Here is a 10,938-nt window from a genome sequence, read left to right as displayed (position 1 = left end):
TTGGAGTTCGGCTCGAAGACGCGGCGTCGTGCGGGCGCTGCCGTGAAGAATACTTCCCATAATGCATCCTCTTCCTGACGACTCAGGTTCAATGATGCACCATCACACTCAGGGACTACACACCTAGAACGATTCTAAAGTTGATCAATGGTTTCAAGTATTTGTGATATTTGTGCCATCACTAAAACTTGAAATTCCAAATCAACAAAAATATACGGCTCATCATCCCGGGATCCCCGGTGAAACAATGGAGGGCTTCATGACAACTTCCCTTAATCGCCTTTCCGGCGCGCTGGCGCTTGCCGCCTCGCTCGTTGCCGCAACTTCGCTGGCCACCGGCGCCGCTGTCGCGCAGGAATCCGAAGGTATCGTCGTCTACAATGCGCAACACGAGAGCCTCGGGCGCGAGTGGATCGATGCGTTCACCAAGGCAACCGGCATCAAGGTAACGGTGCGCCAGGGCAGCGACATGCAGCTCGCCAACCAGATCGTCCAGGAAGGCGACGCGTCGCCGGCCGACGTATTCCTGACCGAGAACTCTCCGGCCATGACGCTGGTCGATGCCGCCGGCCTATTTGCACCGGTCGACAAGGAAACCCTCGAGCAGGTTCCAGAGCAATATCGTCCGTCTGATGGCATGTGGACCGGCATTGCCGCCCGTTCGACGGTTTTTGCCTACGACAAGACGAAGCTGACCGAAGACAAGTTGCCGAAGTCGCTGCTCGACCTCGCGGATCCGGTCTGGAAGGGTCGTTGGGGCGCTGCGCCTGCTGGTGCTGACTTCCAGGCGATCGTCAGCGCTTTGCTCGAGCTCAAGGGCGAGGAGGCGACCGCGGCCTGGCTCAAGGCGCTCAAGGAAAACTCCACGCCATATAAGGGCAACAGCGTCGCCATGAAGGCGGTCAATGCCGGCGAAGTCGAGGGTGCGGTGATCTATCACTACTACTGGTTCGGCGATCAGGCGAAGACCGGTGAGAACAGCAAGAACGTTGCCCTCCACTACTTCAAGAACCGGGATCCCGGCGCCTTCGTCAGCATTTCCGGCGGCGGCGTTCTGAAGTCGAGCCAGCATGCCAAGGAGGCTCAGGCCTTCCTCAAGTTCGTCACCGGCAAGCCGGGCCAGGACATCCTCAAGAACGGCACGTCCTACGAATATGCGGTCGGCAAAAATGCAGCATCGAATGAGAAGCTCGTTCCGCTGGCTGATCTCGATGCACCGACGGTCGATGCAGCCAACTTGAACAGCAAGAAGGTGACGGAACTGATGACTGCCGCCGGCATCATCTAAGTCTTTCTGTCACGGGCCCGGGGGTTAAAACTGTTGCTTTTGGCTCAAGAAAAACGTAGGGCATGACGAAATCGGCAACCGCCTTTCATAGGCGGTTGCCTTCCTTTTTCAGCGTATAAAGGCGGCAGGCCTTGCTGCAGGACAACAGATTGCTTGTTCCCGGTCATGAAAGGCCGATGGTGCGGCCGGTGGCGGGAATAGATCGGCTGCGGGCGCGTTTGCCCCACGCTTCCGTCATCCTCTTTGCTTCCGTCGTGGCGCTGTTCAGTTTGGTTCCGCTTGGTTTCATCGGCTGGATAACCTTTGATGTCGGTTGGCAGACCGTCAAGGAATTGGTGTTTCGTGCGCGCGTTGGCGAACTGCTTGTCAACACGGTGCTGCTGGAAGCTTTTACCATTCCGCTGTCGATCGCCCTTGCCGTAACGCTGGCCTGGTTGGTCGAACGGACGGACATCCCCTTCGCCCGGCTTTGGTCGTGGTTGGCGGTTGCGCCGCTGGCGGTGCCGGCCTTTGTCCATAGCTACGCCTGGATCAGCGTCGTTCCCGGCATGCGTGGGCTGCAGAGCGGTGTCTTCGTCTCCGTACTGGCATACTTTCCGTTTCTTTATCTTCCGGTCGCCGCTGCCTTGCGCCGGCTGGATCCAGCCATTGAGGATGCGGCCTCTTCCCTTGGCCTCGGCCCCTGGCGTTTGTTCTTCCGCACCATCTTGCCGCAGTTGCGTTTCGCCATCTGTGGCGGTTCGCTGCTGATCGGGCTGCACCTGCTCTCGGAGTACGGCCTCTTCGTGATGATCCGTTTCGACACTTTCGCAACCGCGATCGTCGACCAGTTCCAATCCGCCTATAATAGCCCGGCCGCCAACATGCTGGGTGGCGTTCTCGTCGCTTGCTGCCTGCTTCTGCTGTGTCTCGAAATCCTGTTGCGCGGCAATGAGCGGTATGCCCGCGTTGGATCCGGTTCTGCGCGGCCCGCGGATCGCCGTCGGCTCGGCGGGTTCATAGTGCCTGCGATCATACTGCAGGTGGGTCTGGCGGCTTTGACGCTCGGTGTTCCCTTGGTGACGCTGGTGCGGTGGCTCTATCTCGGCGGCCTCGAGGTCTGGCGCGTCGACACGGTCGGCAATGCGTTTGTGCAAACCATTATTCTTGCCATCGCCGGCGGCGTGCTTGCCACGATTGCCGCCGCGCCGATGGCCTGGCTTTCGGTCCGAGCGCCAGGGCGTCTGCAGCGCCTGCTCGAGGCCTGCCACTACTATGTCGGTTCGCTGCCGGGCGTGGTCGTCGCGCTCGCGCTGGTGACGATTACCGTCCGGCTTGTTCTGCCCCTGTACCAGACCTTCGCGACCCTCGTTGCTGCCTACATCCTGCTGTTCCTGCCGCGCGCCATGGTGGGCCTGCGCGCCAGCATCGCCCAAGCGCCCGTGGAGCTTGAGCGTGCTGCAATGGGTCTTGGCCGGACACCTGCCCAGGCCGTGCGACAGATCACCATGCGGCTGGCCGCGCCAGGCGCGGCCGCCAGCGTTGCGCTCGTCGGTCTCGGCATTACCAATGAGCTCACCGCGACATTGATGCTGGCGCCAAATGGGGTGGAGACACTTGCGACGAAGTTCTGGTCGCTGACCAGCGAGATCGACTACGTGGCGGCGGCGCCTTACGCATTCATGATGGTCGTGCTATCGCTGCCCCTCACCCTTCTTCTCTATGCCCAATCGAAACGGACTGCCGGACAATGACGCTGCTTACGATCGATCGCATCAGCAAGCGCTATGGGCATGTCCAGGCATTGCAGGACATCTCACTCGATGTCGCCGCCGGAAGCCGCACGGCCGTTGTCGGGCCGTCAGGGTCGGGCAAGACGACGCTGCTGCGCATCATCGCCGGCTTCGAGCACCCCGACGAAGGGCGTGTGACGCTTGACGGCGAGCTGCTGGCGGATGGTCCGGTAGCGGTGCCCGCGCACAAGCGAGGCATCGGTATCGTGTCGCAGGACGGCGCGCTGTTTCCGCATCTGAGCGTTGCCGACAATATCGGTTTTGGCTTCGAGCGTGGCGCGCCCGATCGCGAACGACGCATCATCGACCTGCTCGATATGGTCGAGCTTGACCGCAACATGCTCACCCGCCGGCCACACCAGCTTTCCGGCGGCCAACAGCAGCGTGTGGCACTTGCCCGCGCGCTCGGCCGCAAGCCGCGTCTGATGTTGCTCGATGAACCGTTTTCGGCGCTCGATACCGGTCTGCGTGAGAATATGCGCAAGGCCGTGGCCCGCGTTCTTCAGTCCGCAGGCATCACCGCGATCCTCGTCACGCATGATCAGGCGGAGGCTCTCTCCTTTGCGGATCAGGTTGCCGTCCTGCGGGAAGGGAAGTTGATCCAGGCAGGGTCGCCGCAATCGGTTTACCTGCAGCCCCTCGATCGGGAGACAGCTCTGTTTCTCGGAGACGCGGTGATGCTTCCAGCCATCGTTCGCGACGGCTTTGCCGATTGTGCGCTCGGCCGGGTCGCCGTCGACGGCGGCCACAAAGGCAAGGTCGAGATCATGCTGCGGCCCGAACAGATCAGGGTCGTTCCCGATGAAAGCGCGCAGACCTATCGCGGACGGGTCGTCGAAGTGGAATTCGGCGGGGCGACCTGCACCGTCGCCGTGTCGCTTGAAGGCGTTGCCCTTCCGCCGATCATGATCAAGACGTCAAGCGTGGCGCTTCCCGAGCGCGGAGATCATGTCCGCCTCGACATCGCCGGCAAGGCGCATGTTCTCGGAAGCCGCTAATCAGGCGATCTTACGTTCAGAGTTCTCGTCTTCCGACAACCAGCCGCCGCTAAATCCCGCTAGCTCGAGACCGCGCCTGATGACCGGTGAGCGTCGCATCAGACCCCAAATGAAGTCCGAGCGGTCATTCTCGATCGTCATGACCAGTAGGCCTTGGTCGATGCCGACGCAGCGATCGTCGACCCAGCCTTCAGGTCGCTTGGTCTTGACAGTCGGGTTGAATCCACCGGGGAAGCGATCCTCGTAGAGCAGGTTCGGATAGGTGGACATCAGGGCGCGAAGGCCATCGAGCGAGGCCTGGCGGTCATATGGGAGCGATGCAAGCGCTGCCCACGGTGCGATTGTGCCATCATCGGGCCCGAGCGGTGCGCCACGCGCGGCATAGCCGAGCACGCGCGGATGGCGACCGCCGCGCATGTTGCGGGTCGGAGGCGGACCATCCGAAGCGGACAGTCCCCAGATGTCCTTGTTGTAGCCGACGAAGTGGCCGGGATTGCGCTCGGCGTAGTCCCGCTGCACGGCGATCGATATCTGCGTGTTGCGGAAATAATCCCAGTTTCGTTCGGCCATCGCCTTGTCCTGGATTCCACGGAAATCGATCCAGGCATGCGAGAAGAAGTGAATGAAGAGCGGGCCGGCATAGACGTAAGGTTGGTCGCCGAACAGCATCCACGAATAGCTCGCGGTAAAGGCATCGTAGCTCGACGCCGGAATCGGATGCGTCGGGGAAGCGAGGGCCAGCGTATAAAGCAGGATCGCTTCGTCGTAGCCCTGCCAGCGCCAACGCAGGAAGCCGCTGCCCGGCTTCCAGCCCATGCAGACGGTCTGGCCCTTGTTCAGCGCCCAGTGCCAGTCGATTCTCTCGTAGACCAAACTCGCGAGCCTGCGAATCTCCGTCTCGTCTTCGGTGTTGCGGTCGAAATAGGCCGCCGCGGTCAACATGCCTGCGACGAGAAGCGTGGTGTCGATCGTCGACAACTCGCTGTTCCAGGCGCGGTGGCCGGTGTCCATGTGCAGGAAATGATAGAAGAAACCGCGATAGCCGATCGCGTGCCGCTCACGACCTTGGTGGCCGTTGGCAAAGAAGCATAGCGTCTTCAGCGTGTATTCGATCGCGTCGGAACGCTGCATCCAGCCGCGCTCGACTGCGACGGGATAGGACGACAGGGAAAAGCCGACCGCGGCGATGCTGCAGGGAACGCCCGCGATGGAGGTGTCCGCGACCAGCCCGTTTTCGGGATTGTAGTGCTTCGGGAAATAATTGAATGCGCCTTGCTGAAGCCTGTCGATCAGCGCGGCATCCGTTTCCTCGGTCCGTTGTAACATACGTGCCAAGCCCAACTTGTTGTCCAGTCCCCGGTTCAACATGGTGAAGCACGATCCGCAAATCAATCATTTTTGAAGGTGTTGCGACAGAACGATCCATCGACCGTTCTATTCTGCTACCGACCCAATGGCATTTCCACACTTCGCCAAGGTGCGGTGACAGCAAGCCACTGCCGCGTTCGTGTCTCCGGATCGGGGTTCAGGGTAATATCGGTCACGACGGCAGCGCTGTCGGCGCCCTGAGAAAAAACGCCCTCGATTCGATCGACGTTCAACCCGCCGATGGCGACGAGCGGCAGGTCGCCGAGGCGCGACTTCCATAGGCGCAGGCGTTCCGGTCCTTGCGGCGACCATTTCATCTGCTTGAGAATGGTCGGATAGATCGGACCGAGCGCGATGTAGTCCGGCTTTGCCGCTAGCGCCGTCTCAAGTTCCGCATCGTCGTGGGTGGACAGCCCAAGCTTCAGGCCGGCGACACGAATGGCGCCGAGATCGGCCGCTTCCAGATCCTCCTGACCGAGGTGGACGAAATCGCATCCTTCTTCGACGGCAAGCTGCCAGTAGTCGTTGATGATGAGCTGACAGCCATGCTTAGCGCAAATCGCCTTCGCGGTTCGGATTTCGGTGCGCAGCTCGGCCGTCTCTTTATCCTTGATCCTGAGCTGCACGAGCTTGACGCCGAGCGGCACCAGCCGTGCGATCCATTCGGCGCTATCGACGATGAGATAGAAGGGATCTAGCATCATGCAAATACGGCCTTTCCGATGATGGGTGTCGAGGGAACCGCGACATCGCGCGGTTCGAGCATGCCCGCACCGAAAGCCTCGCGGCCGGACTCGATCGCCTTGGCAAACGCGCCCGCCATGGTAGCCGGGTTGCCGGCACCGGCGACAGCGGTGTTCAAGAGGACGGCATCGAAGCCGAGCTCCATGACGGTCGCCGCATGTGATGGCCGCCCGATGCCGGCATCAACGATGAGCGGAATGTCGGGGAAATGTGCGCGCATCGAACGCAACGCCGAGAGGTTGAGCGGTCCCGCCGCACTGCCGATCGGGGCGCACCATGGCATCAATACCCGGCAACCCGCTTCGAGCAGCTTCTCGGCCACCACGAGGTCGTCGGTCGTGTAGGGAAAGACCTCAAAGCCCTCGGCGGAAAGGATGCGGGCGGCTTCCACCAAGCCGAAAACATCAGGCTGAAGCGTATCGTGATTGCCGATTACCTCCAGCTTGATCCAACTGGTGCCGAAGAGTTCGCGCGCCATCTTGGCTGTCAGCACGGCCTCGGAGACGCCATGGCAGCCAGCCGTGTTCGGCAGAACTCGAACGCCGAATGCCCGTATCATCTCGAAGAAGGCACTGCCGCTCCGTCCGCCCGCGGTCTCGCGGCGGAGCGAGACGGTGACGATCTCCGTTCCCGATCGCTTGACGGCCTCCGCGAGGGTCGCAGGTGAAGGATACCGTGCGGTGCCGAGAAGCAGGCGGGAGGAGACTACGGTGTCGTAGAGCGTCAGCATGGTCAGCCTCCCTGCATCGGCGACAGGATTTCGATCCGGTCGTTGTCGTTGAGCGCGTGGTCGGCGCGGTCCTCACGGTGGACGATTTCGCCGTTGACGGCGGTCGCCAGCCAGTCGCCTTCGTATTCCATCAGCGTCAGCAGTTCGGACAAGGTTGGCGCAGCGAGGTCGTGATACTCGCCGTTGACGATCAGTTTCATCGGCAATTTCCTCCTGGTTCGGTTCTGGAGAAGACAAGGTCCACAGCTTCCTGCGCCATGGTAGGCGCCAGCAGGAAGCCGTGGCGATAGAGGCCGTTGAGCACGACCGCCTCGGCCTCGCGGGTCACGCGTGGAAAATTGTCGGCGAATGCCGGCCGGATGCCCGCGCCGGTTTCGATAACGGTAGCGTCCGCAAAGGCGGGATGCACAGCGTAGGCGGCGTTCAGCAGTTCCATCATCGAACGCGCCGAGATGGGACCGGCGAACTCGGTCTCGATCATGGTGGCGCCCACCATGAACAGGCCATTTCCACGCGGAACGATATAGACGGGGAAGCGCGGATGCAGCAGGCGAACGGGTCTGGCGAGGTCGACCTCGGGCGTGTGTAGATAGAGCATTTCGCCGCGCACGCCGCGAAGCCCACTCGTTTGCCCAATGCGTGCTGCGCCCGTGCAATCGACGATGTCGTCGTAGCCGGTGGTCTCGGCCACTTGGTCGATGAATGCAACATGTCGAGCGGCGAGCTTTTCTCGCAGCAGACCCAGCACTCGTCTCGGATCGAGATGTCCTTCCAGCGGGAAGAACAGAGCACGCCTGAAGCGGCCTGCGAGAGCCGGCTCCAATGGGCCGATCTGCTCCTCGCCCAGCCATTCATGGCCGCTGGTGCGGCTGGCAAAGCGATCGAGTTCACCCTGATCGCGCGCGGGGGCAACGACCAGCGTGCCGTTTCGGTGTACCTCGCCGGGCAGCATCATGTCCCACCGATCGATGGCACCGCGGCCACTCAGCAAGACGGCTTCGTCCGCGCCTTCACGCTCACACCACGGTGCCAGCATGCCGCCCGCGAGCCATGATGCTGCCTGGCCGAAATCTGGATTCGGATCCATAACGGTGACGTCAGCACTTCGAAGAGTGAGTTCGTGCGCGACCGTGAGGCCGGCAACGCCGGCCCCTTTGACGAGGACATGCATCTCAGTCACGCGACTCTTGGATGGTATCGATCGGCATATAGAGATCGCCACCCTCGCGGTATTTCGCCGCCATGGCGTCGAGCCCTTCTTTCTGCGCTTCAGCGCGGATGTCGTGCGAAATCCGCATCGAGCAGAACTTCGGGCCACACATGGAGCAGAAGTGCGCCACCTTGTGCGCTTCCTTCGGCAGCGTCTCGTCGTGGAAGCTGCGGGCCGTCTCCGGATCGAGCGACAGGTTGAATTGATCCTCCCATCGGAATTCGAAGCGGGCGCGCGACAGCGCATCATCGCGCGATTGAGCTGCCGGGTGACCCTTGGCGAGATCGGCGGCGTGGGCGGCGATCTTGTAGGTGATGACGCCGGTCTTCACGTCGTTGCGGTCGGGGAGACCCAGATGCTCCTTCGGGGTGACGTAGCAGAGCATCGCCGTACCGAACCAGCCAATCATCGCAGCACCGATGCCCGAAGTGATGTGGTCATAGCCCGGGGCGATATCTGTCGTCAGTGGTCCCAGCGTGTAGAAAGGCGCCTCGCCGCAGACGGCGAGCTGCTTGTCCATGTTTTCCTTGATCTTGTGCATCGGGACATGGCCCGGGCCCTCGATCATGACTTGGCAGTCCTTGGCCCAGGCGATCTTCGTCAGTTCGCCGAGGGTCTCCAGCTCGGCGAATTGTGCGGCGTCGTTGGCGTCGGCAATCGAACCCGGACGCAGGCCGTCGCCGAGCGAGAAGGAGACGTCATAGGCGCGGCAGATGTCGCAGATCTCCTCGAAATGCTCGTAAAGGAAGCTTTCGCGATGGTGATGAAGACACCACTTGGCCATGATAGAGCCGCCGCGTGAAACGATGCCGGTGACGCGGTTGACCGTAAGTGGGATGTAGTGAAGCCGCACGCCGGCATGGATCGTGAAATAGTCGACGCCCTGCTCCGCCTGCTCGATGAGCGTATCGCGATAGACCTCCCAGGTCAGGTTCTCGGCGATACCCTCGACCTTCTCCAGCGCCTGATAGAGCGGCACGGTGCCGATCGGCAGCGGCGAGTTGCGGATGATCCATTCGCGGATGTTGTGGATGTTGCGGCCGGTGGAGAGATCCATCACGGTGTCGGCGCCCCAGCGCGCGGCCCAGACCATCTTCTCGACCTCTTCGGCCATCGAGGAGGTGACGGCGGAGTTGCCGATATTGGCGTTGATCTTCACCAGGAAGTTCCGGCCGATGATCATCGGCTCGGCTTCCGGGTGGTTGATGTTGGCGGGGATGATGGCGCGGCCGGCGGCGACTTCCTGTCGGACGAATTCCGGGGTGACGTGATCGGGAATATGGGCGCCGAAGCTCTCACCGTCGCGCACAATTGCCTCGGCCTTAGCCTTGCGGCCGAGATTTTCGCGGATGGCGATGAACTCCATCTCGGGCGTGATGATACCGGCGCGCGCATAGGCGAGCTGGGTCACGGCCTTGCCGTCCTTGGCGCGGAGCGGTTGGCGCTTGGCAGGAAATTCCGGCGTCAGCCGCTCGCCGCTGGCAAAGCCGTTATCCTCGGGGCGCACCTGGCGACCCCGATAGGCTTCGACGTCGCCGCGCGCGAGCACCCAGCTGCGGCGCAGTTCCGGAAGCCCCTGCTCGATGCTGATGTCAGCGCCTTCGACCGTATAGATGCCGGAGGAATCATAGACCGTGACCGGTGGCTCGCCCGATGTCGGGTGGACGCTGATTTCGCGCATCGGCACGCGGACATCGGGGTGAATGTCCCCAGGGATGTAGATTTTCCGAGAGGCCGGTAGGGGGCCTGTTGTAACGGTCGGGGTGATGGTCTTTGCGGCAATATTCATGGTTTGAGGCTCCAAGTTTTAAGTTTGGAGACCCAGTCCTCAGCCGGAATGATGAAAAGACGCCGGCACGGATTCCACGCGTGAATCCAATGCTTTCGAGCGCTTGCACCGTCCCTACGCCAGTATGAACTGGATCAGGTTCAACGGGTCACTGCGCACGATAGCAGTATCTCAGCCCCTTGCCGGGACCCCCCTGGTGAATGTCAAAAGGTTAGAGCCAGAGCAGCAAAGCTGTCAAGCCGACTGCCGCAACTACATGGAAAGGTCCAGAGCGCGGCCTTCGAAGAGGCGGCTCTGCGAACCCTCAAGATGCGCCTTCATCAAAGCCCGCGCGTCTTCCGCACGTCCTTCGACGATGGCGAGGTAGATCTTGTTGTGCTCCTCGTAGACCTGCTCGAGGCCCTGACGCGGACCAAGCAGCGATAGGCCGTGAAGGTGCATGCCGACGGCGATGTGGGCCTTCAGGGCATCGATCGAGGCTGTGTAATAGTGGTTGTTGGCGGCTTCGGTGACGGCCCGATGGAAGGTGAAGTCGGCGTCGGTGCGATGGAGCTGGTGGCTGGTCGCCTCGCGCAGATCGGCGAGCGCTGCGGCAATCCTCTGGATCGCCGCTTCGTCACGGCGCTTGGCAGCAAAGTAGGCGGCGGCAGGCTCGATCGTCAGTCGAAACTCGTAGCAGCGCTGGATATCGGCGATCGTCTTGACCGGCGAATAGGAAAGCTGCGTCGTCGGCGAACCGTGGGCGCTGACGAAGGTGCCGGCTCCCTGACGGGCATAGACGATGCCTTGATCGCGCAACCGTGCCAAGGCGTCGCGCACGATCGGACGCGACACGCCGAGCATCGATGCAAGCTCATGCTCACCGGGAAGCCGCGAATCCGGCGGATAGTTTCCCGAGCGGATACGCTCCTGCAACTGGTCGAAGACGCGATCGACCAGCTTGACGGCCTTGCCGCGCTCCGGCTTTGCCGCAGGCGCCGCTTGCGCATTCGCCGGTACACCGTTTGCTTCGTCCACCTTCACTCTCCCCGTCGGCATG

Annotated in this window: 9 protein-coding genes, 1 pseudogene and 1 riboswitch; of the genes and pseudogenes, 3 read left to right on the top strand and 7 right to left on the bottom strand. The window is 61.8% G+C overall.

Annotation, left to right across the window (positions count from 1 at the left end; all coding sequences use genetic code 11):
• Window positions 1-259: 259 nt before the first annotated feature.
• From IB248_RS29020 to IB248_RS29010, 3 genes and pseudogenes are all read left to right on the top strand, one after another.
• Window positions 260-1,288, top strand: coding sequence for an iron ABC transporter substrate-binding protein (locus tag IB248_RS29020; protein ID WP_113469743.1), 1,029 nt, complete (start codon window positions 260-262; stop codon window positions 1,286-1,288).
• 115 nt (window positions 1,289-1,403) lie between these two features.
• Window positions 1,404-3,021 (top strand): annotated as a pseudogene (locus IB248_RS29015) (iron ABC transporter permease).
• Window positions 3,018-4,058, top strand: a complete 1,041-nt coding sequence (locus tag IB248_RS29010; RefSeq protein ID WP_169683168.1) for an ABC transporter ATP-binding protein — start codon at window positions 3,018-3,020, stop codon at window positions 4,056-4,058. The pseudogene IB248_RS29015 and the gene IB248_RS29010 overlap by 4 nt, the downstream one beginning before the upstream one ends.
• Here IB248_RS29010 and IB248_RS29005 read toward each other — a convergent pair whose 3' ends face one another.
• From IB248_RS29005 to IB248_RS28975, 7 genes are all read right to left on the bottom strand, one after another.
• Complete coding sequence (locus IB248_RS29005; RefSeq protein WP_192242059.1) at window positions 4,059-5,384, bottom strand: glucoamylase family protein; 1,326 nt, start codon at window positions 5,382-5,384, stop codon at window positions 4,059-4,061.
• Between the two features lie 116 nt (window positions 5,385-5,500).
• Complete coding sequence (locus IB248_RS29000) at window positions 5,501-6,130, bottom strand: thiamine phosphate synthase (protein WP_169683163.1); 630 nt, start codon at window positions 6,128-6,130, stop codon at window positions 5,501-5,503.
• Window positions 6,127-6,900: a thiazole synthase gene (locus IB248_RS28995; RefSeq protein ID WP_169683161.1), complete on the bottom strand. Its 774-nt coding sequence runs from the start codon at window positions 6,898-6,900 to the stop codon at window positions 6,127-6,129. The genes IB248_RS29000 and IB248_RS28995 overlap by 4 nt, the downstream gene beginning before the upstream one ends.
• 2 nt (window positions 6,901-6,902) lie before the next feature.
• On the bottom strand, window positions 6,903-7,100 hold the full coding sequence (gene thiS / locus IB248_RS28990; RefSeq protein ID WP_018855862.1) for a sulfur carrier protein ThiS: 198 nt from the start codon (window positions 7,098-7,100) through the stop codon (window positions 6,903-6,905).
• Window positions 7,097-8,071, bottom strand: coding sequence for a glycine oxidase ThiO (thiO, locus tag IB248_RS28985; RefSeq protein WP_192242060.1), 975 nt, complete (start codon window positions 8,069-8,071; stop codon window positions 7,097-7,099). Before thiO ends, thiS begins: the two co-directional genes overlap by 4 nt.
• A 1-nt stretch (window position 8,072) precedes the next feature.
• Window positions 8,073-9,899 (bottom strand): phosphomethylpyrimidine synthase ThiC, encoded by a 1,827-nt coding sequence (gene thiC, locus IB248_RS28980; protein ID WP_018855860.1) that lies wholly within the window; start codon window positions 9,897-9,899, stop codon window positions 8,073-8,075.
• A gap of 93 nt (window positions 9,900-9,992) precedes the next feature.
• Window positions 9,993-10,104: riboswitch (TPP riboswitch) on the bottom strand.
• Window positions 10,105-10,151: 47 nt separating this feature from the next.
• The gene (locus tag IB248_RS28975) at window positions 10,152-10,937 is read right to left on the bottom strand and encodes a FadR/GntR family transcriptional regulator (protein ID WP_192242058.1); all 786 of its coding nucleotides are present in this window, start codon (window positions 10,935-10,937) and stop codon (window positions 10,152-10,154) included.
• Between the last annotated feature and the right edge of the window lies 1 nt (window position 10,938).

It is taken from the genome of Rhizobium sp. RHZ01 (assembly GCF_014851595.1).
Taxonomy (GTDB): Bacteria; Pseudomonadota; Alphaproteobacteria; order Rhizobiales; family Rhizobiaceae; genus Rhizobium; species Rhizobium altiplani.
This window is presented reverse-complemented; position numbering and strand designations above follow the sequence as displayed.

Bases quoted from the DNA above. Each gene is read 5' to 3' on its own strand.
- IB248_RS29020 (WP_113469743.1), top strand. From the start codon at position 260: ATGACAACTTCCCTTAATCGCCTTTCCGGCGCGCTGGCGCTTGCCGCC.
- IB248_RS29010 (WP_169683168.1), top strand. From the start codon at position 3,018: ATGACGCTGCTTACGATCGATCGCATCAGCAAGCGCTATGGGCATGTC.
- IB248_RS29005 (WP_192242059.1), bottom strand. From the start codon at position 5,384: ATGTTACAACGGACCGAGGAAACGGATGCCGCGCTGATCGACAGGCTT.
- IB248_RS29000 (WP_169683163.1), bottom strand. From the start codon at position 6,130: ATGATGCTAGATCCCTTCTATCTCATCGTCGATAGCGCCGAATGGATC.
- IB248_RS28995 (WP_169683161.1), bottom strand. From the start codon at position 6,900: ATGCTGACGCTCTACGACACCGTAGTCTCCTCCCGCCTGCTTCTCGGC.
- thiS (WP_018855862.1), bottom strand. From the start codon at position 7,100: ATGAAACTGATCGTCAACGGCGAGTATCACGACCTCGCTGCGCCAACC.
- thiO (WP_192242060.1), bottom strand. From the start codon at position 8,071: ATGCATGTCCTCGTCAAAGGGGCCGGCGTTGCCGGCCTCACGGTCGCG.
- thiC (WP_018855860.1), bottom strand. From the start codon at position 9,899: ATGAATATTGCCGCAAAGACCATCACCCCGACCGTTACAACAGGCCCC.
- IB248_RS28975 (WP_192242058.1), bottom strand. From the start codon at position 10,937: ATGCCGACGGGGAGAGTGAAGGTGGACGAAGCAAACGGTGTACCGGCG.